Below are 22,290 nucleotides of genomic sequence, written 5' to 3'. Positions count from 1 at the left end.
CCGGCAGGATGATATGTCTTGCGCGATCGAACAATGATGGATCCAACTTCAACAACCGCTTCAATGCGTATCGTCGATGAATTCGACCTCGCCCGGGCGCAGGAATATGCGCTGTTGGCGACGTTGCTGACGCGCAGCCCGGACGCGCAGCTGCTGGGCCGGATCTCTGCATTGCGCGGCGATGCGAGTGCGATGGGCACGGCACACATGGCGCTGGCGGATGCGGCGCGCCGGACAAATGAGGAGGCCGCATCGCGCGAGTTCTTCGCCCTCTTTGCAGGGTTGGGCAAGGGGGCGCTGCTGCCTTATGCGTCACACTACCTGTCCGACACCCTGTATGGCCGTCCACTCGCGCGGTTGAGGGAAACTCTCGAGGGTCTCGGCCTCGAAGCGGCTCCGGAACGTACGGAGCCCGAAGATCACGCGGGATTTCTCTGTGAGATCATGGCAGGCTTCGCCGGCGGGAGCATTCCAGCGCCAGCGGATGCCGAGCGCATTTTCTTTGATCAGCATGTTTCACGCTGGATGAGGCGCTTTTTCGCCGATCTCGAGCGGGCGCGTTCGGCAGACTTCTATGCCGCCGTTGGCGCGCTCGGACGGACGTTTATCGATATCGAGACGGAGGCCTTTGCACTTCCGGGTTGAACACGGTGTTTTGTACGGGCGCTGCACAAATCCGTTTGGGAGCGTGCTAGCTTATAGATGTAGGGATCAACAGGATGCGCGTTTTCATTATTGCCTGTCTGTTTGCCGCTGTTGTCGCACTCGGTGCCGCCGGCATCCTTGATCATTTCGTGCAGGAGTCCGCGACGACGGCGTTTGCTGAGTCGAGCGCCCGCGTTTAGCGGTCATTATTGTTTGTTAGGCTTTCTGTTCTCCACATAGACGTGGGAGACGCCATATGCGCCGGTCGCTGATCGCTTGTTTCGTCGTTGCAGCTCTGATCGCCGCTTCTGCCCTGATCTTCAGGACGCAACCTCGCTCGATAGAGCTGTCCGCCGCGGCCATGCCGTCCTTGGTCGAGCTGCATGCCATGGCGGGCGTCCATCAGCTTCCGGATCAGGAGATCGACGATCAGTCGCTCATTTTCCCGGCCACGGTAAAGCAATAACCTGGCTCCAGACGATCCTGCTCCCGGCCCGCCTAGATCGGCATCTCGAAAGAGAAGGTCGTTTCGCGTCCGGTCGATATCGCACTCAATTTGCCGCCATGGGCCTGGGCGATTTGCGAAGCGATGTAAAGACCAAGTCCCAGACCCTGCTGACTGGGCCGGTCGCCTCGCGTGTATGGCTTGAAGAGGTTTGCCAGCGCCTTTTCGGAGATTGGCGGGCCTTCGTTGGACACCGTCAGATCGAACGTTCCGTCCAAGGTTCTGGCTACGACGTGGATCGGCCTACTCTGGTCACCGTGCGTAATTGCATTCCCGAGCAGGTTCGAGAACAGTTGGCCCATCTTGCTCCGATCACAGCTGATGGGTTCTTCGATCTGGACCGATGAGCTGATCGTCACGGTCGGCCAGGCCGTCCTGAACTCCGCGATGATTTGCTCCAGCACCGGCGTCAACGGCAGCGTCGCATCTCGCCTGATCGTGAGGCCTCCGCCAAGTCGGCCTCGCGCGAAGTCCATGACGTTTTCGACGATGCCGGCCATGCGATAGACGGCCTTTTGAACGCCAAGCGCGATTTCGGGCGCCCGTCCGGTGTCGAGGTTCTTCAGCAGCACGCGCATGCCTGCATCGACGGCTGCGAGGGGATTGCGAAGATCGTGTCCCAATACGCCGATGAACTGCTCGCGAAGCTCGGCCGTTTTTCGCTCGTCGACGAGATCGGCCTGGCTCCGCTCCAGACGTTGATTGAGTTCGAGCTGCGCAGCGATCAGTTCCGCCAACAGCTGAAACGTGTCGAGGATTTCCGGTGTGCGAAGTTGTCGAGGCGTGGGGTCGATGGCGCACAGCGTTCCCCAGACGGTTCCGTCGATCAGGACGATGGGAGCTGAGATGTAGCTGCGAAATCCATACATGGCCGGTGTCGGATGATTGCAGAAGTCGCTGTCCGTCTGCACATCGTTGATGACGACCGTGTTGCCGTGCTGCCGGATCTCGTTGCAGATGGTCGTCTCGACACGCAGTTCTCCGCCCGGCTCAAGGCCAAAGGCGATGCTGTCCCGAACGGCGCAGCAAATCCATTGATCTGACGTTACGCGGGCGATGGCGACGAAGCCCATGCCCGTGATGCGCGCGGCCAAATCCAGAACTTTGGGAACCGCCGCAATCTGCTGGACGGCATCCACGTCCGCCTTGATGTCAATTGCCATGGTGAACCCTAACGCCCTGCTCTAACAAACGCGATCCTTTGCAAGACGTTCTGTGGAACAAAGAAGCCGTTCAAACCTTATGCTCGGTTATGCCGGAGCATAAGTGTCCAATCTCAGCCAGCATAGGGACGTGATCCTCATCGTGGAAGATGACTTCCTCATCCGCGTGAACGCGGCTGACATGGTGCGGGATATGGGCTTCGATGTCTTCGAGGCGGCCGACGCAGACGAGGCTGTCAATCTGCTGGAGACGGAAACGGCGATCACCGTCGTCTTCACAGACATTCAGATGCCCGGCTCGATGGATGGCCTTCGGCTGGCGGCGGTGATCAGAGATCGATGGCCGCCCGTGCGGCTCCTCATTACGTCCGGCCAAGTCAGCCCGGCAGCGGATGACATCCCACTCGGGGCGAGGTTCATCCCCAAGCCGTATCTTCCTGCGCAGCTGCACGACCAGCTTGAAATGCTGGCCGGCGGGCGGGCATAGCGGGCTTTTTCAAGTCGAGCCCTCAGACCACCCGTCTCCCGGTCCGCTCCGCCACCGCCTTCTGCACAAAGTACATCGCGACCAGCGAGACGATTGCCGACGCGACCACGACGTAGCCGATCCGGTCGAAATGGAGCAGCGAACCATCCGGTTGTTGCGCGATGATGGCGGCGGCGAGGACCGAACCGAGCCCCCCGGAGAGTTGCTGAAGCGACGCGCTGACCGCGCTGAACGAGCCGCGCTGGCTGGGGTCGGGGATCGCCGACATCAGCGCCTGCGACGGGATCATGCGCGAGAAGATGCCGACGAACATCAGCACGTTGACGAGGATCGCGGTCGCGAGCGAGACGTGGCCGAGATGGGTGTAGATCAGTACCATGATGACAGACACCACGCTGCCGAACACGAAGGTCGGGTACTTGCCGAACGCGTCGCTCGCCCTGCCGACCAGCGGCCCCGTGACGATGCTGAACAGGCCGGAGACGAGATAGATCGTCGGCAGATGCAGGATGTCGATGCCGAGATTATGCACGGTGAAGGCGCTGGAGAACGGCATCAGCATGTACCCGCCCGTCGCCAGCAACGTCGTGACGGCGAAGGCCAGCGTATAGCGCGGCTGTCCGATGGTCGCGATCAGATGGCGGAACGGGTTTCTGTCCTGCTTCAGTTTCAGATGCGCGTCGACCGGCTCCATCGCGAAGGCGATGATTGCGATCGCAACGATCGACAAGACGACGATCGCAATGAAGCAGACATGCCAGTTCCAGTGATTGGCGAGAAACAGTCCCGCGGGAATGCCGAGCACCTGGCTCGCGGCGAACGCCGTCTGGACGAAGCCCATCACGCGGCCGCGCAGGTGCAGCGCGAACAAATCGGTGATGATGGCCAGCACGACCGAGCCGATCACGCCGCCGAACAATCCGGTCACGATCCTGCCGAGCAGCAGCACGTGGTAGGTCTGCGCGGCGGCGCAGAGCAGGGTCCCGAGCGTGAAGCCGACATAGAAGAACAGCAGCAGGCGCTTGCGGTCGAAGCGATCGGCAAAGCCCGCCGCCAGGATCCCCGACAGTCCCGCGCTGAACGCGTAGGCCGACACCGCGACGCCGAATTGCCCGGCCGTGATATCGAGCGCCGGCATCAGGATGGCGCCGAGCGGCGACATGATGATGAAATCGAGAATGATCGTGAACTGCGTGAACGCGAGCAGTGCGATCAGGAGCGCCTGGTAGCGCGTAAAACCGCGCTGGCGTTCCTGCTGGTCGTCGATAGGCGCAGCGAGCGTCTGTTCGGTCATGACACCTGATTTCATCGTGGGGGCGCGCGAGCGCGCGAAACTCGCAGATGGGGTCGGCCGGGAGGATTTTCACGGGGCGCGCGGCAAAAGCCCTGCCGGAACATGAAGCTGGCGCCGGGTTGTGGGATCCATGCAACAGCAGGGTGCATGGTTGGGGCCCGGCATCCCCCAGGGGCCGCCGGCCCTTCTCCCCCGGTTAAGTCGCCCTTAGCGAATGCCCCCTAGGCTCTCGGCCGTCCATTTCCCTGCTCCCCGGCCTCAGGGCCGGTCATGTTGCGGCCAATAGAGCGTTTTCGGATGGAGCAGCCTGCCTGGCACTACGATTTGGGCGTCCCCACACCGTCGGCGGTCCCCGCCGCGGCGCGGACGCTTGTCATCGATCTCGAGGGTGCCCTGCTGCGTTCCGAGCTGCTGCTGGAAGCGCTGTTCTCCAGCCCCGGCCGCCTGCTGGCCCGCTTCGGCGCGGGCGGACGCCCGGGCATGGCGGCGCTCACGGATATCCTGGCGCAGGCCGAGCTCGACTACGCCCATCTGCCCTATGATGCCGACGTGCTGAACCAGGCGCTGGCGGCGCGGGCGCGGGGCGAGACAATCTATCTGGTGGCCGGCCGGTTTGCGCACCATGCGGCGGGCATTGCCGCGCATCTCGGGTTCGATGGCGTCGTTGCGCCGGCCGATCTCGTGGCGGGTGACCGGCTGCCGTTCGACCGCGCCTCCGTGGAGCGCATCGAGACGCGCGGCAGCAGCCGTGCCAGCCTTAAGACCTGGGCGCAGGCGCTGCGCGTCTATCAATACGCCAAGAACACGCTGGTATTCGTGCCGGCGATCACGGCGCATCAGATGAATCTTGCGACGCTCGGCTACGCGTTGCTGGCGTTCCTCGCGTTCTCGGCCTGCGCGTCGGGTGCCTATCTGATGAACGATCTGCTCGATCTCTCAGCCGACCGGCAGCATCCGACCAAGCGCCATCGCGCGCTGGCGGCAGGTCGACTGCCGATGTCCTCGGCGCTGCTTGCGATTCCCGCGCTCTGGCTGCTCGCGGTCGCCGCCAGCCTCTGCATCTCGCCTTTGTTCCTCGGCGTGCTCGGTGGCTATCTCGCCACCACGATCGCCTATTCGCTCGTGCTCAAGCGCAAGATGCTGGTCGACGTCGTGACGCTCGCCGGCCTCTACACGCTGCGCATCATCGCCGGCGCGGTCGGTGTCGGCGTGGTGCTGTCGGAATGGCTCTTGATCTTCTCGCTGTTCGTGTTCACCTCGCTGGCGCTGATCAAGCGCTTCAGCGAGCTCAGCATGCGCGAGAGCGCCGGCCTCGCCGATCCCTCCAACCGCGATTACAGAATCACCGACCTGCACATCATCGGCGCGATGGCGGCGGCGAGCGCGATGAATGCGGTGACCGTGTTCTCGCTCTACGTCTCCTCCTCCGCGGTGACGCCGCTCTACAGCCGTCCCTGGATGCTGTGGCTGCTCAACCCGCTGCTGCTCTACTGGTTCGGCCGCGCCCTGATGATGGCCCATCGCCGCGAGATGCCCGACGATCCGATTCTCTACACTTTTCGCGATGGCGCCAGCCGCACGACGGTGGCGGCGATGATCTGCATCATGCTGGCGGCGATCTGACCCCGCCCGGCGGGAACAGCTGGCGCTTGCGCCGCCCGCCGCCAGTGGCTACATCGCGGGCAATCCGATTAGCTTATGATGCCGACAGACCAATTCGATTGAGGTTTTGAAACGCCATGACCGTACGCCTGCATCGCGGCGACCTGCCCGACCTGTCCCGCTACACCGGAGCGGTGGCGATCGACACCGAGACCATGGGGCTGAACCCGCACCGCGACCGGCTCTGCGTGGTGCAGCTCTCGCCCGGCGACGGCAGCGCCGACGTGGTGCAGATCCCCAAGGGTCACACCGACGCGCCGAACCTGAAGGCCCTGCTGGCCAATCCTGGGATCACGAAGATCTTCCACTTCGCGCGGTTCGACGTCGCGGTGCTGTACCAGACGTTTGGCGTCATGACCGGCCCGATTTATTGCACCAAGATTGCCTCCCGCCTGACCCGCACCTACACCGACCGGCATGGCCTCAAGGACCTCGTGCGCGAGGTGCTCAATGTCGACCTCTCCAAGCAGCAGCAATCCAGCGACTGGGGTTCCGACAGCCTGACCGAGCCGCAGCTCGCCTACGCCGCCTCCGACGTGCTGCACCTTCATGCCCTGCGCGAGCGGCTCGACGCCATGCTGGTGCGGGAAGGCCGCACCGCGCTGGCAAAAGCCTGTTTCGACTTCCTGCCGACCCGCGCTCTGCTCGATCTCCAGGGCTGGGCGGAAGAGGACATTTTCGCGCATTCCTGAGGCCTCGGGCCGCTGTTAGCTTAGGGCCGCCGCCCCGTTTCGGACACTTTCGTGCGGCCTGTCGCAGGCTGCATATTCAGGCGGCGCCGGATACAATGGCGTGCGCCCGTCAACCGGACGAGACGAGCGACACCTCGGGAGCTCAGGTGAATTCGGCCCAGAATCCAACCTACGACGCCGCGCTTGCGGCGAAGTTTGCCAGCGCGGCGCGCCACAGCCGCCTGGTGCGGATTCTGCGCATCGCGGTGCCGGTGACGGTGGCTGCGTCCATGGCCGCGATCGTCGCCGTCTCGACCTTCCTCAATCCCTTCCAGATCCCCGTGAAGCTCGACTCCGGAAATCTCGTGGTGACGGGCACCAAGATCACGATGGAAACGCCGCATATGTCCGGCTTCACCCCGGACCAGCGGCCCTACGAGCTCTGGGCCAAGACCGCGACGCAGGACATCACCGACCCCGATCATGTCGATCTCAATGATTTGCGCGCAAAGGTGCTGATGGAAGACAAATCCACTTTGCTGCTCGATGCGCGCACCGGCCGCTTCGACAACAAGCAGCAGCAGCTCGACCTGCACAAGGATATCTTCCTGCGCACCTCGTCCGGCTATGAGGCGCGCCTGAACTCGGCCTTCGTCGACATGGGCAAGGGAACGGTCTCCTCGGATGAGCATGTCGACGTCAAGCTGACCAACGGAACGCTGACCGCCGACCGGCTGCGGATCACGGAAGGCGGCGACGTCATCCGCTTCGAGGGCAATGTGGTGATGCATCTGGACAAGCTGGACGATCCCGCTGCCGCCCAGCCTGCGCCGGCCGAGCAGCCCGCGCCGCCGGTGAAGACACGCACGCCTCAGAACAAGTCGGCCAATTCAAAGTGATTTTCATGGTGAGATTCTTTTCGCGCAACGAAGACAAGCGGTGCGCCATTCTCGGTGTGGCCGCGCTCGCCGTCACCGTCGCGCTGGTCGCAACCGGTGCGGCCGTCGCGCAGAGCACGATGCAAGGCGTGCCCAACGCAATGCAGGGCTTTTCGCAAAACCGCGACCAGCCGATCCAGATCGAAGCCGCCTCGCTCGAGATGCGTGACAAGAAGAAGGAGGCGACCTTCTCCGGCAATGTGAAGGTCATCCAGGGCGACACCACCATGACCTCGAAGACGCTCGTGGTGTTTTACGACTCCGGCGGCGGCGACAAGCCGGCCGCGCCGCAGCCCGCGGCGAAGGGGACCAAGGGTGCGCCGATGCAGTCGGCGCAGCCGGGGCCGGGCGGCAGTTCCTCGATCAAGCGGCTGGAAGCGCGCGGCAATGTCGTCGTCACCCAGAAGGACCAGGTGGTAACAGGCGAGACCGCCGTGTTCGACACCAAAACCAACCTCATCACCATGCTCGGCGGCGTCGTTCTCACGCAGTGCAGGAACGTGCTGCGCGGCGACCGTCTGGCGGTCGACATGACCACGGGCGTCTCGCGGGTGGAATCCGACAGCGGCAGGGTGCAGGCATTGCTGCCGCAGGGCGGCAGCAATGATTGCGGATCGGGGAGCCCGGGCAAGCCCGCTCCGGCGCCGCCTCTGCAATTGCCCGGCGCAGGCAAACAAAAGTAAATTCCTGAAGTAACTTCAATCGCTTGGGCCAGATTCTCCCGATCCGAGGTTGAAGCTTGCCCGGCGAGGCTGTATCTAGCGCGAAGGGCTTTCCAAGCGGGGTTCGCCGCTTTTCGGGCGTGTTTCACTGGGCATGAGACATCCCTTCACTCATGCTGTGCTGGCGAATCGCAAGGCCGGTGCGGCAGATCGCGGGATCACGCGCGGATCATCGCGCAGGATTGTCGTGAAAGGCTAGAAGGCGGGATGGTCGATCTCTTCAGCATGTTCCGTCGGCGCCCCGCCAAGCGCGGCCGGCCAGGATTTGCGCGCCAGGACATCACCGCCCTCGGTGACAGCGTCGGCGGTCTCGTGCCCAGCCCGGTGCGCGATGCATCGCCGATCGCCCGTGACCAGTCGATGCGCGCGCCCGACCATTTTCAGGCCGACTACCAGACCGAGCCGCCGCGTGCCCAGGCGGTGCATCCCGTGAGGGCCGCCAGCAGGCCCAACGGCGCCGGCGGGCCGCAGCTTCTGAAGCGGCCGGGCTTCCTGGCTGTGCATAGCGTGGAAAAGAGCTTTGGCAGCCGCCAGGTGGTGCGCGGCGTCAGCATCTATGTGCGCCGCGGCGAAGCGGTCGGCCTGCTCGGCCCGAACGGCGCCGGCAAGACCACCGTGTTCTACATGATCACCGGCCTGATCAAGCCCGATCGCGGCGCAATCGAGCTCGACGGCCACGACGTCACCAAGCTGCCGATGTATCAGCGCGCGCGGCTCGGCATCGGCTATCTGCCGCAGGAAGCCTCGATCTTTCGCGGCCTCACCGTCGAGCAGAACATCCGCGCCGTGCTCGAAGTGGTCGAGCCCTCGCGCAAGAAGCGCGAGCAGCAGCTCGACTCGCTGCTCGACGAATTCAACATCACGCGCTTGCGGAAATCGCCGTCGATCGCGCTGTCGGGCGGCGAGCGCCGCCGCGTCGAGATTGCGCGCGCGCTGGCGACGCGTCCGAACTACATGCTGCTCGACGAGCCTTTCGCGGGCATCGATCCGATCGCGGTTGGCGACATTCAGGACCTCGTTCGCCATCTCACCAACCGCGGCATCGGCGTGCTGATCACCGACCACAATGTGCGCGAGACGCTCGGCCTGACCGATCGCGCCTACATCGTCTATGCCGGTGAAATCTTGACCGAGGGTAGCCCGGATGAGATCGTCGCCGATCCCGACGTTCGCCGGCTTTACCTTGGCGAGGAATTCCGCCTCTAGCCCTTTTTTCCCGTTCGTCAAGCCGTGTACATCGTGCCAAGACTAGGATAAGCAAAAATCGGACCAACTTTTGGGATCGGTTCTTGCTTCATGGCGCTCACGCAGAGATTAGAGTTCCGGCAATCGCAGTCGCTGGTCATGACGCCGCAGCTGATGCAGGCGATCAAGCTGCTGCAATTGTCCAATCTCGATCTCACGACCTTCGTGGAAGAGGAACTCGAGCGGAACCCCCTGCTGGAGCGGGCCAACGACGAGCCGCCCGCCGGTGAAGCCCCGGCCGAGACCGGCCAGTTCAGCGATTCCGACGGCGGCCACAACGACGAGCCGGGCGGCGGTCCGGGCGAGGCGTTCGAGCCGGGCCAGGAAGAATGGATGAGCAAGGATCTCGGCACCCGCGCCGAGATCGAGCAGACCCTGGACACGGGCCTGGACAACGTCTTCTCCGAGGAACCGGCCGAGGCCGCCGCGCGCAACGCCCAGGATGCGGCGCCGACCACCTATACCGAATGGGGCGGCGGGGCCTCCGGCGACGAGGACTACAATCTCGAAGCCTTCGTCGCCGCGGAGATCACGCTCGGCGACCATCTTGCCGAGCAGCTCTCAGTCGCCTTCACCGGCCCGGCGCAGCGCATGATCGGCCAGTACCTGATCGACCTCGTCGACGAGGCCGGCTATCTGCCGCCGGATCTCGGCCAGGCCGCCGAGCGCCTTGGCGCATCGCAAGCCGACGTCGAGGACGTCCTTGCCGTGCTGCAAAAATTCGACCCGCCCGGCGTCTGCGCGCGCAATCTGAGCGAATGCCTGGCGATCCAGCTCCGCGAGCTCGACCGCTACGATCCGGCGATGCAGGCGCTCGTCGAGCACCTCGATCTGCTGGCGAAGCGCGACATCGCTTCGCTGCGCAAGCTCTGCGGCGTCGACGACGAGGACATCGCCGACATGATCGGCGAGATCCGCCACCTCAATCCCAAGCCCGGCATGAAGTTCGGCTCGGCGCGGCTGCAGACCATGGTGCCCGACGTCTATGTCCGCCCGGGCCCGGATGGCGGCTGGCATGTCGAGCTCAACAGCGACACCTTGCCGCGCGTGCTGGTCAACCAGACCTACTATTCGCAACTCTCGAAGAAGGTCGGCAAGGACGGCGACAAGTCCTATTTCACCGACGCGCTCCAGAACGCGACCTGGCTCGTGCGCGCGCTCGATCAGCGGGCCCGCACTATCCTGAAAGTTGCGACGGAGATCGTGCGCCAGCAGGACGGCTTCTTCACCCACGGCGTGGCGCACCTGCGGCCGCTGAATCTGAAGGCCGTTGCCGACGCCATCCAGATGCATGAATCCACGGTGTCGCGCGTCACCGCCAACAAGTACATGGCGACAAATCGCGGCACATTCGAATTGAAATATTTCTTCACGGCCTCGATCGCCTCCGCCGACGGCGGCGAGGCGCATTCCGCCGAGGCCGTGCGCCACCACATCAAGCAGCTGATCGATTCGGAAGCGCCGTCGGCGATCCTGTCGGATGACACCATCGTGGAACGCTTACGCGCCTCGGGAATTGATATTGCCCGCCGCACGGTCGCAAAGTACCGCGAAGCCATGCGCATTCCCTCTTCGGTGCAACGCCGCCGTGACAAGCAGAGCGCTCTTGGTAACGTCCTCTCCACCGCAATGCCCGATCGCTCCCGCAACACCGAGCCGGCCTGATTGCGCTGGCGCGAAATCGCGCTACTCTCGATCCCCCATCGAGACCGATCCAAGCTGGGCACTTAAAACCAAGCGAGGCATCACATGACCCTCAGAATCTCGGGAAAGAGCGTCAGCGTCGGCGACGCCCTGCGCGGCCGCGTGACCGATCGGACCGACGAGGTCCTGCGTAAATATTTCGACGGGAACTATTCCGGCCACATCACCCTGAGCAAGGATGGCTTCGGCTTCCGCACCGACTGTGCCCTGCATCTTGATACGGGAATTACGCTGGAGGCCGATTCGAACGCGCCGGATGCCTATGCCAGCGCCGACCAGGCGCTCCTGATGATCGAGAAGCGGCTCAAGCGCTACAAGAGCCGGCTCAAGGACCGCTCGGCCCGCAAGGCCCATGTCGCCTCCGCGGCGCTGGCCGCCATGGACGCCACGAGCTACGTGCTGGAGGCGCCGGGCGAGGGTGAGGACGAGGACGAGGTCACCGGCTACAGTCCGGTCATCATCGCCGAGGCCACCACCTCGCTGAAGCAGCTGTCGGTGAGCGAGGCCGTGATGGAGCTGGACCTCAGCGGAGCGCCCTGCCTGGTATTCCAGCACGGCTCCAGCGGCCGGGTGAACATCATTTACCGCCGGGCCGACGGCAATGTCGGCTGGATCGACCCGCCGGGGCCCAAACCGGACGGTTAAGGGCTGGAACCGGCCCCCGTACCAACCGCAGCCCTTAACAATGAGCGGGGCAAAGCCGCACGCAGCAGTTGGCACCGGGATTGCGTTGGAGTAGAAGCGCCCCACATCAGGATCGGGGCTAAGTCCCCCTCCTGCTTCACCTTCTTGATGCCGGCCAGGCCTGGTTTGACCAAGCTGGCCAATTCGGAACCTGACGGTTTAATTCACCTCGGAAACCTTCCATGCCGATTACCGATCTGGTCGCACCCGAGGCGATTCTCCCGGCATTGAAGGTCAACAGCAAGAAGCAGGCGCTTCAGGAGCTCGCGGCCAAGGCCGCCGAGTTGACCGGGCAGAACGAACGCTCCGTGTTCGAGGTGCTGCTGCAGCGTGAGAAGCTCGGCACCACCGCGGTCGGCTACGGCGTCGCCATTCCGCACGGCAAGCTGCCCAAGCTGGAAAAGATCTTCGGCCTGTTCGCGCGCCTCGATCGTCCGATCGATTTCGAGGCGATGGATGGCCAGCCGGTCGATCTCGTCTTCCTGCTGCTCGCGCCCGAAGGCGCCGGCGCCGATCACCTCAAGGCGCTCGCCCGCATCGCCCGCCTCCTACGTGACCAGGACATCGCCAAGAAGCTCCGCGCCTCGCGCGACGCCCAGGCGATCTATTCGGTGCTGGCGCTGCCGCCCGCAACCGCGGCGTAACGTCGCCTGTCCTCGTCGCCCGCTGAGAAGCGGAATCGATCCACGCAATTGCCAATGTACGCCGGCCATCTCCTTGGCATGCGCGCGGGATGTCGTGATCTCGTCATCGCCGACAAGATGACGCGAAAAATTTCCCCAGTTGAGACGTCCGGCACATCGCGCCTTGTCGGAGTCCGCTAAAGACGCCCACGAACGCAAGTGGCGCTTGGATCGACGCGCCGTCCTGCGCTTTCGCTGATGTCGTTACCTATCGCCCGAAGGTCGGGCCCGTAGGATGAAAGTGGTTGGCGCGGTGCAGAGCAGGGCTGTTGTGGTGGGGCTAGTGATAGCAGGTACCGCAGTCCCGGCCGTCGCGCAGGATGCCGGATCGCTGCTCCGCGAGATGCAGCGGCAGCAGGAGATGCAGCGGCAGGAAAGGCTGCCGTCCCCTGACGAGATTCGACCGCAGCAGGCGCCCGCCGCCATCCCCGACCGGGGCGAGCGCATCATCGTGAAGGGCGTTCGCTTCACCGGCAAGGTGGAGCTGCTGCCACAGGCCGAGCGCGAGCAGCTCGTTGCCTCGGTGCGCGGCAAGCGCCTCGGCATCAAAGGGCTCTATGCGCTGGCCGATCAGGTGACGGCCGTGCTCCAGGGCCGCGGCCGGTTGCTGGCGCGCGCGCTGCTGCCGCCTCAGGACGTCACCAACGGCATCGTCACGATCGAGATCGCCGAGGGCGCGCTCAAGACCATCACGCTCGATCGCGCCAAGGGCGTGCGCGTGCGTGAGGACCTGTTGCGCGCGATCATCGAGGGTCGTCTCAAGCCGGACGGCGTGACGCGGCAGGATCTGGAAGACGCGCTGTTGCGGATGAACGACCTGCCGGGCGTGTCGGTGCATGCCAAGCTCGCGCCGGGCGATACGCCGAACACCAGCAAGCTCGTCGTCGGCGTCGCGCAGGCGCCCATTCTCGGGGGCGGTATTTGGGCCGATAATTACGGCAGCTCCAACGTGGGCAAGGCGCAGGGCAACGGGCTCATCTCGCTCACCGACGTGTCCGGCTACGGCGACCTGACGCGGCTCTCCGGCACGGTGTCGCAAGGGCAGGAGTACGGCTCGCTGGCGACGAGCGTGCCGCTCGGCGCCAGTGGCTTCATCGCCAATGCGAGCTACGGCTATCTCGACTACCACAATATCGACGCCATCGGCCGCGCCCTCGGTCTCACCGGTTTTGCCCATTTCGCCAATGGCGGCGTCGACTACAGCCTGATCCGCTCGCGCGATTTCAACCTCCAGCTTGGTGGCACCGTGACCTGGAAGGCGCTGGTCGACGACAGCATCGTCGGAACGCTTCAGGACAAGCGCTCGACCTCCGGCACGCTCAGCCTCAACGGCGACCGGCGCGACGCGCTGCTCGGCGGCGGCATCACCAACTGGTCGGTGAGCTGGACTTTTGGCGACCTCGATCTCGCGCGCGTAGCGAGCGCGCTCGCGGTGGACCAGGCTGGGCTCCGGACGCAAGGGCCGTTCAATCGGATCAATGCCTCGGTTGCACGGCTTCAGGCCTTGCCCGGCGACTTCGCACTGTTCGGTCGCCTCTACGGGCAATGGGCCGACAAGAACCTCGATTCCTCGGAAGATTTTGCGCTGGGCGGCCCGTTCGGCGTGCGCGGCTATCCCGTCGGCGAGGCGCGCGGCGATATGGGCGTGCTCGGCACGCTGGAGCTTCGCTACAACGCGCCGCTGCCTGTGCGCTTCGGCAGCCTGCAACTCGCGAGCTTCCTGGACGGCGGCTACGTCAAGATCAACGTGTCGCCGAACGGCGTCGCGCCGGTCACTGTCTGCGGCTGCAACGATTACGGGCTCGCCAGCGCCGGCCTCGCCGCGCGCTGGACGCGCGAATGGCTGAACGTCTCGGCGAGCTGGGCCCATACGCTGGGCGACAATCCCGGCCGTTCCATCATCACCGGCGCCAATGCCGATGGCGTCAAGGCCAACGATCAGTTCTGGCTGCAAGCCGGCATTCGCTTCTGATGTTTCGAGGGGGCACGCGATGACATCGACCCTGCCGCGGATGCGACTCGCAATCGCGCTGTCCGCGACCACGATGCTGACGCCGCCGGCGCTGGCGCAGACACTGCCGACCGGCGGCCAGGTCGTGTCGGGACAGGCCACGATCAGTCAGTCCGGCAACGCCATGACGATCAATCAGTCGAGCGACCGGATGATCGCCAACTGGCAGAGTTTTTCGATCGGCGCCGGCAGCTCCGTGACCTTCAATCAGCCCGGCGCATCCTCGGTCGCGCTGAACCGCGTCGTCGGCCAGGACCCGTCAAAAATCCTCGGCAGCCTGAGCGCCAATGGACAAGTGTTCCTGATCAATCCGAACGGCATCGCCATCGGCAAGACCGGCAGCGTGCAGACCGGCGGCTTCGTCGCCTCCACGCTCGGCATCAGCAACGCTGATTTTCTGGCCGGCCGCTACAACTTCACTGGCAGCGGCGGCGCGATCACCAATGAGGGCAGCATCTCCGGCAAGGTGGTGGCGCTGATCTCGCCAAGCGTCAGCAATTCCGGCACCATCACCGGCAGCACGGCGCTCGCCGCCGGCACCGACGTGCTGCTCGATTTCAATGGCGACGGCCTGCTCTCGGTCGAGGTCAAGGCCTCCACCGTCAAGACCCTGGTCGAGAACAAGGGATTGATCCGCGCCGATGGTGGGCTCGCCATCCTCACCGCCAAGGGCGCGAGCGACGCCATGAAGGGCGTCGTCAACAACACCGGCGTGGTGCAGGCCGCGAGCATCGGCAGCAAAAACGGCCGCATCCTGCTGCTCGGTGATGCCAAGCACGGCGAGGTCAATGCCGGCGGCACGCTGCGGGCCCGCTCGGTCGAAACCTCCGCCGCCAAGGTCAATCTCGCCGCCGATCTGAAGGTCGATACGCTGGGCGGGCATTGGCTGATCGATCCCGTCAACATCACCATCGACGCGAACTACGCTGGCGTCTTGCAGACGGCACTTGCGAGCGGCGACGTGACGGTGACGACGTCGGGCAGCGGCACCGATGAAGGCAACGTCACGGTCAACTCCGCCGTCACCTGGGGCTCGCATATCCTGACGCTGCGGGCCGACAACAACATCGTCATCAATGCGCCGCTGACGTCGACCGGCACGACGAGCAGTGACGGCCTGGTCCTGCAATACGCACAGACCACGGCCACCGGTGGCTACACCATCAACGCTCCGGTCAACCTGGCGGCGGGCAGCCTGTTCCAGACCCAGAAAGGAACTGATGCCGCTATCACCTATGCGGTGATCACCGATGTGAATGCCCTGCAGAACATCAACACCAACCGGTCCGGCAACTATGTGCTGGGCGCGAACATCGATGCCAGCGCGACGGCGGGTTGGAATGGTGGCGCCGGTTTCACACCGATCGGCGGCATCGGCGATATCAGCAAATATTTTTCCGGCATTTTCGACGGGCTCGGTCACCACATCAGCAACCTGACCATCAACCGGCCGTCCAGCGATAACATCGGCCTGTTCGGCTACATCGATGGCGGGACCATCCGCAATGTCGGCTTGGAAGGCGGCAGCGTGACGGGCAACAATGCCGTCGGCGGGCTGGTGGGGTCGAGCGGTCTCTGGGTCTACGGCGGCACGAGCAGCGTCGCTTACAACACCATCAGCAACGTTTACAACACCGGCAATGTGACCGGCAGCGGCGCCATGGTCGGCGGGCTGGTCGGCGACGCCTATATCACGACGATCAGCAACTCATATGCCACCGGCACGATCGCGGGCTATGGCGCCGCCGGCGGGCTGGGAGGGCGCGTCGTCGCCTCGTTCGTCTCCAACTCGTATGCGACCGGCAACGTGTCCGCTAGCTGGGACGGCGCTGGCGGGCTGATCGCGTACAATATCGGCACGTGGATGGGACCGGGCCCCGGGGATTATGCCATCGGTACGGTGAGCCACTCTTATGCCACGGGTACCGTATCCGGCGGCATCAATGTCGGTGGCTTGTTGGGATACAGCAACATCGGTCTCGTCACCGACAGTCACGCCACCGGTAATGTTTCGGGCACCGGCGCAATTGGCGGCACAGGCACATCTGCCGGCGGACTGGTGGGGTTCCAACAGTACAGTCGGGTGGAGCGATCTTACGCCACCGGCAACGTGTCCGGTGTCGATTCGGTCGGCGGGCTGGTGGGAGGCAGCTGGTACGGCGCCGTGGTAAGCCAGTCTTACGCGACCGGCAATGTGTCCGGGACGCGTTCGGTTGGCGGGCTGGTCGGGCACAGCAATGAAGCCGTTTGGGTGCTCGATTCCTACGCCACGGGAGCGGTTTCAGGAACTTCCGAAGTCGGCGGGCTGGTGGGGATGAATCAGGAAAGCCATGTGAGCCGGAGCTACTTCGCGGGCACGGTGTCGGGAACCAGCAATGTCGGCGCGATCGTGGGAATGAACTGGGATGGCGGCGAAGTCATCCAAAGCTATGCGAACAGGGACACATCGGGGCAGAGCGCCGCCTGTGGCGGATCCGGTGGCATCGGCAACGTCTGCGATGGCGGCATGCTCACCACGGCCCAGCTGCGCGATCCCTTCACCTTTATCAACAACGGCTATGACTTTGCCGCCGTCTGGGGCAAGTCCGTCAGCGGCGCCAATAACGGCATGCCGGTGCTGCGCGCGTTCGGCGACACCGTCTACGATGCCTATGTCAACGTCGCGGGCTCGGCCAGCACCACCTATGGCACGCTGGCCTCGCTCGGCGGATTGACGATGACCGGCGTGAACGCCAATCGCGTCACGCTCGGCTGGGGCAGCGCAGTCACCACCGCATTGGGCGCGGGCAGCTACAATCTCAGCGGCCCCGACGTTCTCAGCGCGACCGGCTCGGGCGGCGCGGTCTATGTCGGCTCGGTCGCGGTCGGCCTCACCATCGACAGGGCGCCGCTCACCATCAGCGCCAACGCGTCCAAGACCTATGACGGCCTCGCCTTCTCCGGCGGCAGCGCCGCTTATTCCGGCTTCATGAATGGCGAGACTGCATCCGTGTTGTCGGGCACGCTTCTTTATGGCGGCACGGCGCAGGGCGCGGTGAATGCCGGTCGCTACAGCCTGACGGCGTCGGGCCTCTCCTCGGCCAACTATGCGATCACCTATGTCGACGGTTCGCTGACCGTCAACAAGGCGCCGCTCACCATTGCAGTCAACGGCGTCACGAAGAATTACGACGGCGTGCCGTTCTCCGGCGGCAGCGCGATCTATTCCGGCTTCGTGAACGGGGAGGGGCTGTCCACGCTGTCCGGCACGCTCGTCTACGGCGGCTCGGCCCAGGGCACGCGAAATCCCGGGGTCTACGGCATCGCCGCCTCGGGGCTGACATCCGCGAACTACGACATCACCTATGTCGACGGCCGGCTCGCGATCATTCCGCGCGACGCAGGCGCCTGCTCGCTTGGGGCCGGCGGCAACCCGGTCTGCGGCGCCACTCCGCCCGATCCCGCCGCGCCCCTCGGGTTGAACGACCAGGCGCCGATCGAGGTCGTGCTGCGTTAGAGCACCCGGTAGCGGCACAATCGCAGCTACGCCGGCAAGGGCGTCCTGCGCTACCTACGCCTGGTGAGACCGCAGAGGCGGCCCTCATCCGTTCGAACCGAAGCCCCGCGGTCTGCGACTTATTTTCGCAGCCGGGCGCTGTGATGTTTCTCCGCCGGATTCGACCGTCGCCCGGTTGCGCGTCCCGGCGCGGCTTCGGGTGCGGGGTTTTTGAGCCATGAATTGCGGTTCGATCGGCCGGATTTTCGGTCTGTTTTGCGCGGTCACCATTGCCGTGACGGTTGCCGTCCATGCCGACGATACGTCCAACGACCGCGTCATCGCCGAAAAGACCGAGATCATTGCGGCTGATCCGACCAACGCGGTTGCCTACGAGCTGCGTGGCGAAGCCTGGTACATCAAGCGGGACAAGGATCGCGCCTTCGAGGACTGCAACGCCGCGATCCGAATCGATCCGAATTTCGGGCGGGCTTACAACTGCCGCGGCCGCGCCTATTCGGCGAAGGGCGAGCGGGATCGCGCTTTGGCCGATTACAACGAGGCCATTCGCCTCGATCCCGGCTACGGTCCGTCCTACACCTCCCGTGCCCTCGAATATTTCAACAATCGCGACTTCGATCTGGCGATCGGCGCGTTTACCGAGGCCATCGAACGCAATCCCAAGCAAGCCTACTTTGCTCTTATCATGAGAGGGGAAGCGTATGCGGCGAAGCGCGACTCCGATCATGCCGTCGCCGATTACAACGAGGCGATGCGGCGCAATCCCGCCGCCGCATGGCCCTACGAGCTGCGAAGCACCGTCCATTTCAACAAGGGCGAGATCGACGAGGCTCTCGACGACTGCAACACCGCCGTTCGTCTGGAGCCCGGGAGTGCTGGCGGCCATTATTGCCGGGCCATCGTTCTCCTGAAAAAGGACGACACCGACAACGCCATCCGCGAGCTTGATGACGTCACCAGGATCATGCCTTCCTTCGAGAAAGCCTACTTCGTTCGCGCAACCGCCTGGCGCAAGAAGGGCGATGATCGTCGCGCCATTGCCGATTTCGACGAGGGCATCCGGCTGCAGCCGGGAAATTCGATGGCCTACAGCAATCGCGCCAGCACGCTGCGCGACATCGGAGAGCACGCCCGCGCGCTCGCCGACTACAATGAGGCGATCCGGCTCGATCCCGGCAATCAGGTCGCTCTGGTCAATCGCGGCATCCTCTATATGAAACTGTCCGACGCCAAACATGCGCGCGTCGATTTCAATAGCGTGCTCGCGCTGCCGCCGGGCGACCAATGGGCCGTGGACACGGCGCGCGAAGGACTTGGCTTTTTGAGGTGATGCGTCTCGAAAGAGCGTGCATCTCCGCTCTAGTCCCCCCGGACGCAGCGCAGCGCTTCCCTCGCGATGCGAAGCATCGTCGAGAGCGGTGCGCTGCAGAGCCTTCGCCTGCGCCGCTCGTGTGCGTCAGCAGACCGTCGGCAGCAGGCGCCGGACTTCGTCGAGCAGTTCGGGAATCGCCGTCTTGTCACCCGCGAGGTGCTTGAGCAGCGCACTTTGGAATAGACCGTCGAACAGCGCATAGAGCGCGGCGGGCGACGACGCCGGCCGCTTGCCGCCGAGCTCGGCATAGCGGGAGGCGATGCGCCAGATCATCGCTTCCAGGCTCTTGTCGATCTCGAGTACATCCTTGCGAAACGCCGCCTCGAACATCGCCTGCGAGCGCAGGTCGTACCAAAGGCGGTGCATACGGGCCTCGTTCTGCAGCGTTGCTGCGAGCTTGTCGAGGAAACCCTCCGTCAATTCGTCGCGGCTCGTTGCTGTCGCGACGACATCGTCATATCGCGTCACGCACTTCGCCTTGTAGTGGCGGACGCAGCAGCAGATCAGGTCGAGCTTGTCGCTGAAATAATAGTGGAACACGCCGTGCGTGAACGCCGAGTTCTGCGCGATTTCGCGCAGGCTGGTGCGTGCGAAGCCGAGCTCTCCAAGCGTTTCGAGCGCGGCCTCGGCAAGCTCGACGCGCCGCGCGTTGAACTTCTCGTCGCGCAGCACCTCGGCCGCATCAGCCACACGCCGGGCCGCTCCCGTCACCTGCCGCGCCATCTCGTCCCTTCCTCAGTCCCGTTCTTTCAAGGACTTATACCGCGTCGACCGCGGAATGCTCCATCCCTCACAACCACTTCCTTTGACAACTGTCAAATTCGTTCTTGACAAGTGTCAAGATTTTGGCGGAGGTTCGCACCAAGAATTTGGACAGTCGTCAAGACGTCCGACCATGGAGGAACGCTTCGCTGGGTGCCGCCGAAAGGCCTGCGCCCATCGACTTGGTGCGCGCCGATCGGCGCAGCACGAATCGATCACCAGCAACGGAGGAGTGCGTCATGAGTGGGAAGAGCCTTGCAGGCAGGAAAGCCCTGGTCACCGGCGGTGCTAGAGGAATCGGCGCGGCCATCGCGCAAGCGTTGGCGCGAGCCGGCGCCTCGATCATGATCGCCGACATCCTGGAAGAGACCGGCCGCGCCAGCGCAGCCGCTATCGCGAAGGAAGACGTCGCCACGGGCTTCGTCCAGCTCGACGTCACCGACGACGCTCAATGGGAGCAGGCGGTTGCCAAGACCGTCGCAACCCTCGGCGGCTACGACATTCTGATCAACAATGCCGGCATCGAGATCACGTCGCTGATCTCCGAGGTCAAGGTCGAGGACGCGCGGCGGATGTGCGACGTCAATATCGTTGGCACCGTGCTCGGCATGAAGCACGCCTTCCGTGCCATGCGCCCGGGCGGGCCGGCCGGCAAGGGCGGCGCCGTCGTCAACATCGCCTCGGTTGCGGCAACGATCGCCTTCCCGAGCATCGCGGTCTATTCGGGCACCAAATCCGCGGTTGACCGCATGACGCGGGTCGGAGCGATGGAAGCCGGCAAGCTCGGTTTCGGCGTGCGCGTAAACTGCATCTATCCGGGCCTGATCCCGACCGATATGGGCATGCAGCTCGCCAACGACATCGTCAAGGTCGGGCTCGCGGCTGACGTCAACGCCGCAGTCGGCTCGGTGGTGGAGCAAACCCCGCTCGGCCGTCTCGCCGAGGTCACGGACATCGGCGATGCCGCGGTGTTCCTGTGCTCGAACGAGGCGCGCTTCATCACCGGCATCGGACTGCCGGTCGATGGCGGCATGGGCATGTAACAACAAAGCCGGCAACAAGCATTTCGGAGGAACGCAATGAGCGAGAAGAAGCCCGTCATCGTCTATGGCGCTTCCGGCTATACGGGCCGGCTGGTCTGTGAATACTTGCGCGAATACAACATCCCCTTCATCGCCGCCGGCCGGAGCAATGAGAAGCTCAACGCCGCGATGAAGTCGAATGTAGCGGGCATCGAGACCGCCGACTACGAGGTGGTCAAGGTGCCGCACACCGTGGCTGCGCTGACTGAATTGTTCAAGGGCGCCTCGGTGGTGCTCAACACCGTGGGTCCCTTCGCCAAGTTCGGCGGAGAAGTGGTGCAGGCTTGCCTCGCTTCCAAGTGTCATTACACCGACACCACCGGTGAGCAGGACTGGCTGATCACGCTCGAGCAGGAGTGGGGCGCGAAGTTCGCCAATGCCGGGCTGCTGTTGGCGCCAGGCATCGCACAGATGTACACCACCGGCGAGATCGCCGCGCAGCTGTGCCTGGAGACGCCCGGCCTCGACACACTTGATATCGCCGTGTTCTGGGGTGGCAGCCCGACCATCGCATCGACGCAGACCATCCTGGTCAACGCCGCGATGGCCAAGGCCTACTACCTGGAGCAGAACAAGTACGTCGAGCATCAGCCCGATGCCGGCCTCTACAACCTCGCCATCCCCGGTCAGCACGAGCTGGCGCTGGCGTTGCCCTGGGGAGGCACCTCGCACCCGGTGTGGTTCAAGCGCGATCCGCGCGTGGCCAACGTGAAGGTGCTGGGCGGCGTGTTCAATCGCGCGCTGATGCTGGGCGTGCCGCAGATCGTCGCGGCCGCGCTGGAGGCGACCAAGGATATGAATCCCGACGACCGCTACGCCGCATTGGCGCAGACCGCTGCCGGTGTGATGAACACCATGCCGCCGCGCGAGAACCCGCGCGTCAACAAGTCGATGGATTCGGTGCATGCCTCCGGCCCGTTGGGGCGCGCGCACTGCGTCATCAACGGCAACAGCAACTACAAGCAGACCGGCATGTTGCAGGCCTATGCTGCGGCGCACCTGCTGCAGCAGCCGCCGAAGCGCGTGGGGTTCGCCTCCGGCTGCCAGGCGTTCGGCCATCACGAGCTGCTCGGGCAATTGCGCAGCTTCGGGCTCGTCAGCAAGCCGGTTCTGACCGTGCACGATTAAGTCAATCGCGGGTGGCGCGGTCCTCCGCGTCACCCG

20 protein-coding genes are annotated in these 22,290 nt (G+C 64.3%); 17 read left to right on the top strand and 3 right to left on the bottom strand.

The annotated features are described in order from the left end of the window. The first annotated feature begins 33 nt into the window (after positions 1-33). From ABIA90_RS31145 to ABIA90_RS31135, 3 genes are all read left to right on the top strand, one after another. Positions 34-645 (top strand): TorD/DmsD family molecular chaperone, encoded by a 612-nt coding sequence (locus tag ABIA90_RS31145; RefSeq protein WP_354119179.1) that lies wholly within the window; start codon positions 34-36, stop codon positions 643-645. 74 nt (positions 646-719) lie between these two features. Further along, positions 720-845, top strand: a complete 126-nt coding sequence (locus ABIA90_RS31140) for a hypothetical protein (RefSeq protein WP_256376444.1) — start codon at positions 720-722, stop codon at positions 843-845. A 56-nt stretch (positions 846-901) separates the two neighbouring features. Continuing rightward, positions 902-1,111 carry a hypothetical protein gene (locus ABIA90_RS31135; RefSeq protein ID WP_354119178.1) on the top strand — a complete coding sequence of 70 codons (210 nt, stop codon included), beginning with the start codon at positions 902-904 and terminating at the stop codon, positions 1,109-1,111. Positions 1,112-1,143: 32 nt separating this feature from the next. On the opposite strand, the gene ABIA90_RS31130 is transcribed toward ABIA90_RS31135, so the two are convergent. Next, positions 1,144-2,313, bottom strand: a complete 1,170-nt coding sequence (locus ABIA90_RS31130; protein ID WP_354119177.1) for a GAF domain-containing sensor histidine kinase — start codon at positions 2,311-2,313, stop codon at positions 1,144-1,146. A gap of 103 nt (positions 2,314-2,416) precedes the next feature. Here ABIA90_RS31130 and ABIA90_RS31125 point away from each other — a divergent pair, with 103 nt between their 5' ends. Then, entirely contained in the window at positions 2,417-2,800 is a 384-nt protein-coding gene (locus ABIA90_RS31125) for a response regulator (protein ID WP_354119176.1), read from the top strand. A gap of 22 nt (positions 2,801-2,822) precedes the next feature. Here ABIA90_RS31125 and ABIA90_RS31120 read toward each other — a convergent pair whose 3' ends face one another. Further along, positions 2,823-4,094: an MFS transporter gene (locus ABIA90_RS31120; protein WP_354119175.1), complete on the bottom strand. Its 1,272-nt coding sequence runs from the start codon at positions 4,092-4,094 to the stop codon at positions 2,823-2,825. 297 nt (positions 4,095-4,391) lie between these two features. On the opposite strand from ABIA90_RS31120, the gene ABIA90_RS31115 reads away from it, so the two are divergent. From ABIA90_RS31115 to ABIA90_RS31065, 11 genes are all read left to right on the top strand, one after another. After that, positions 4,392-5,717, top strand: coding sequence for a UbiA family prenyltransferase (locus tag ABIA90_RS31115; protein WP_354119174.1), 1,326 nt, complete (start codon positions 4,392-4,394; stop codon positions 5,715-5,717). 116 nt (positions 5,718-5,833) lie between these two features. Next, a complete protein-coding gene (locus tag ABIA90_RS31110) occupies positions 5,834-6,448 on the top strand; it encodes a ribonuclease D (RefSeq protein ID WP_071908880.1) in 615 nt (204 codons plus the stop codon). Positions 6,449-6,594: 146 nt separating this feature from the next. Beyond that, positions 6,595-7,326, top strand: a complete 732-nt coding sequence (gene lptC / locus ABIA90_RS31105; protein WP_063985962.1) for an LPS export ABC transporter periplasmic protein LptC — start codon at positions 6,595-6,597, stop codon at positions 7,324-7,326. A gap of 5 nt (positions 7,327-7,331) precedes the next feature. Beyond that, positions 7,332-8,048: an LptA/OstA family protein gene (locus ABIA90_RS31100; protein ID WP_166347306.1), complete on the top strand. Its 717-nt coding sequence runs from the start codon at positions 7,332-7,334 to the stop codon at positions 8,046-8,048. A 246-nt stretch (positions 8,049-8,294) separates the two neighbouring features. After that, positions 8,295-9,293 (top strand): LPS export ABC transporter ATP-binding protein, encoded by a 999-nt coding sequence (gene lptB, locus ABIA90_RS31095; protein ID WP_354119173.1) that lies wholly within the window; start codon positions 8,295-8,297, stop codon positions 9,291-9,293. 90 nt (positions 9,294-9,383) lie between these two features. Next, positions 9,384-10,997: an RNA polymerase factor sigma-54 gene (gene rpoN, locus ABIA90_RS31090; RefSeq protein WP_354119172.1), complete on the top strand. Its 1,614-nt coding sequence runs from the start codon at positions 9,384-9,386 to the stop codon at positions 10,995-10,997. A gap of 84 nt (positions 10,998-11,081) precedes the next feature. Next, positions 11,082-11,681: a ribosome hibernation-promoting factor, HPF/YfiA family gene (hpf, locus tag ABIA90_RS31085; protein WP_063980189.1), complete on the top strand. Its 600-nt coding sequence runs from the start codon at positions 11,082-11,084 to the stop codon at positions 11,679-11,681. Positions 11,682-11,902: 221 nt separating this feature from the next. Then, positions 11,903-12,364 carry a PTS IIA-like nitrogen regulatory protein PtsN gene (gene ptsN / locus ABIA90_RS31080; RefSeq protein ID WP_008141251.1) on the top strand — a complete coding sequence of 154 codons (462 nt, stop codon included), beginning with the start codon at positions 11,903-11,905 and terminating at the stop codon, positions 12,362-12,364. Positions 12,365-12,686: 322 nt separating this feature from the next. Continuing rightward, entirely contained in the window at positions 12,687-14,375 is a 1,689-nt protein-coding gene (locus ABIA90_RS31075; protein WP_354119171.1) for a ShlB/FhaC/HecB family hemolysin secretion/activation protein, read from the top strand. Positions 14,376-14,394: 19 nt separating this feature from the next. Next, the gene (locus ABIA90_RS31070; protein WP_354119170.1) at positions 14,395-17,910 is read left to right on the top strand and encodes a two-partner secretion domain-containing protein; all 3,516 of its coding nucleotides are present in this window, start codon (positions 14,395-14,397) and stop codon (positions 17,908-17,910) included. 217 nt (positions 17,911-18,127) lie between these two features. Beyond that, positions 18,128-19,240: a tetratricopeptide repeat protein gene (locus ABIA90_RS31065; RefSeq protein WP_354119169.1), complete on the top strand. Its 1,113-nt coding sequence runs from the start codon at positions 18,128-18,130 to the stop codon at positions 19,238-19,240. Between the two features lie 126 nt (positions 19,241-19,366). Here ABIA90_RS31065 and ABIA90_RS31060 read toward each other — a convergent pair whose 3' ends face one another. After that, positions 19,367-20,005 (bottom strand): TetR/AcrR family transcriptional regulator, encoded by a 639-nt coding sequence (locus tag ABIA90_RS31060; protein ID WP_354119168.1) that lies wholly within the window; start codon positions 20,003-20,005, stop codon positions 19,367-19,369. A 278-nt stretch (positions 20,006-20,283) separates the two neighbouring features. Between ABIA90_RS31060 and ABIA90_RS31055 the strand changes: the two genes are divergently transcribed. Both ABIA90_RS31055 and ABIA90_RS31050 read left to right on the top strand, forming a co-directional pair. Beyond that, the gene (locus tag ABIA90_RS31055; protein ID WP_354119167.1) at positions 20,284-21,087 is read left to right on the top strand and encodes an SDR family NAD(P)-dependent oxidoreductase; all 804 of its coding nucleotides are present in this window, start codon (positions 20,284-20,286) and stop codon (positions 21,085-21,087) included. 36 nt (positions 21,088-21,123) lie between these two features. Next, positions 21,124-22,254 (top strand): DUF5938 domain-containing protein, encoded by a 1,131-nt coding sequence (locus tag ABIA90_RS31050; protein ID WP_354119166.1) that lies wholly within the window; start codon positions 21,124-21,126, stop codon positions 22,252-22,254. The last annotated feature ends 36 nt before the right edge of the window (positions 22,255-22,290 follow it).

Source organism: Bradyrhizobium sp. LA6.8, from assembly GCF_040547935.1.
Classification (GTDB): Bacteria; Pseudomonadota; Alphaproteobacteria; order Rhizobiales; family Xanthobacteraceae; genus Bradyrhizobium; species Bradyrhizobium barranii.
The sequence above is the reverse complement of the archived record's forward strand: the minus strand, read 5'-3'. Positions and strand labels throughout refer to the sequence as shown.

Excerpts from the sequence above, each read along its gene's own strand:
- rpoN (WP_354119172.1), top strand. The coding sequence starts at position 9,384 with ATGGCGCTCACGCAGAGATTAGAGTTCCGGCAATCGCAGTCGCTGGTC.
- ABIA90_RS31065 (WP_354119169.1), top strand. The coding sequence starts at position 18,128 with ATGAATTGCGGTTCGATCGGCCGGATTTTCGGTCTGTTTTGCGCGGTC.
- ABIA90_RS31130 (WP_354119177.1), bottom strand. The coding sequence starts at position 2,313 with ATGGCAATTGACATCAAGGCGGACGTGGATGCCGTCCAGCAGATTGCG.
- ABIA90_RS31140 (WP_256376444.1), top strand. The coding sequence starts at position 720 with ATGCGCGTTTTCATTATTGCCTGTCTGTTTGCCGCTGTTGTCGCACTC.
- hpf (WP_063980189.1), top strand. The coding sequence starts at position 11,082 with ATGACCCTCAGAATCTCGGGAAAGAGCGTCAGCGTCGGCGACGCCCTG.
- ABIA90_RS31145 (WP_354119179.1), top strand. The coding sequence starts at position 34 with ATGATGGATCCAACTTCAACAACCGCTTCAATGCGTATCGTCGATGAA.
- ABIA90_RS31060 (WP_354119168.1), bottom strand. The coding sequence starts at position 20,005 with ATGGCGCGGCAGGTGACGGGAGCGGCCCGGCGTGTGGCTGATGCGGCC.
- ABIA90_RS31055 (WP_354119167.1), top strand. The coding sequence starts at position 20,284 with ATGAGTGGGAAGAGCCTTGCAGGCAGGAAAGCCCTGGTCACCGGCGGT.
- lptB (WP_354119173.1), top strand. The coding sequence starts at position 8,295 with ATGGTCGATCTCTTCAGCATGTTCCGTCGGCGCCCCGCCAAGCGCGGC.
- ABIA90_RS31070 (WP_354119170.1), top strand. The coding sequence starts at position 14,395 with ATGACATCGACCCTGCCGCGGATGCGACTCGCAATCGCGCTGTCCGCG.
- ABIA90_RS31135 (WP_354119178.1), top strand. The coding sequence starts at position 902 with ATGCGCCGGTCGCTGATCGCTTGTTTCGTCGTTGCAGCTCTGATCGCC.
- ABIA90_RS31120 (WP_354119175.1), bottom strand. The coding sequence starts at position 4,094 with ATGACCGAACAGACGCTCGCTGCGCCTATCGACGACCAGCAGGAACGC.
- ABIA90_RS31050 (WP_354119166.1), top strand. The coding sequence starts at position 21,124 with ATGAGCGAGAAGAAGCCCGTCATCGTCTATGGCGCTTCCGGCTATACG.
- ABIA90_RS31110 (WP_071908880.1), top strand. The coding sequence starts at position 5,834 with ATGACCGTACGCCTGCATCGCGGCGACCTGCCCGACCTGTCCCGCTAC.
- ABIA90_RS31115 (WP_354119174.1), top strand. The coding sequence starts at position 4,392 with ATGGAGCAGCCTGCCTGGCACTACGATTTGGGCGTCCCCACACCGTCG.
- ptsN (WP_008141251.1), top strand. The coding sequence starts at position 11,903 with ATGCCGATTACCGATCTGGTCGCACCCGAGGCGATTCTCCCGGCATTG.
- ABIA90_RS31100 (WP_166347306.1), top strand. The coding sequence starts at position 7,332 with ATGGTGAGATTCTTTTCGCGCAACGAAGACAAGCGGTGCGCCATTCTC.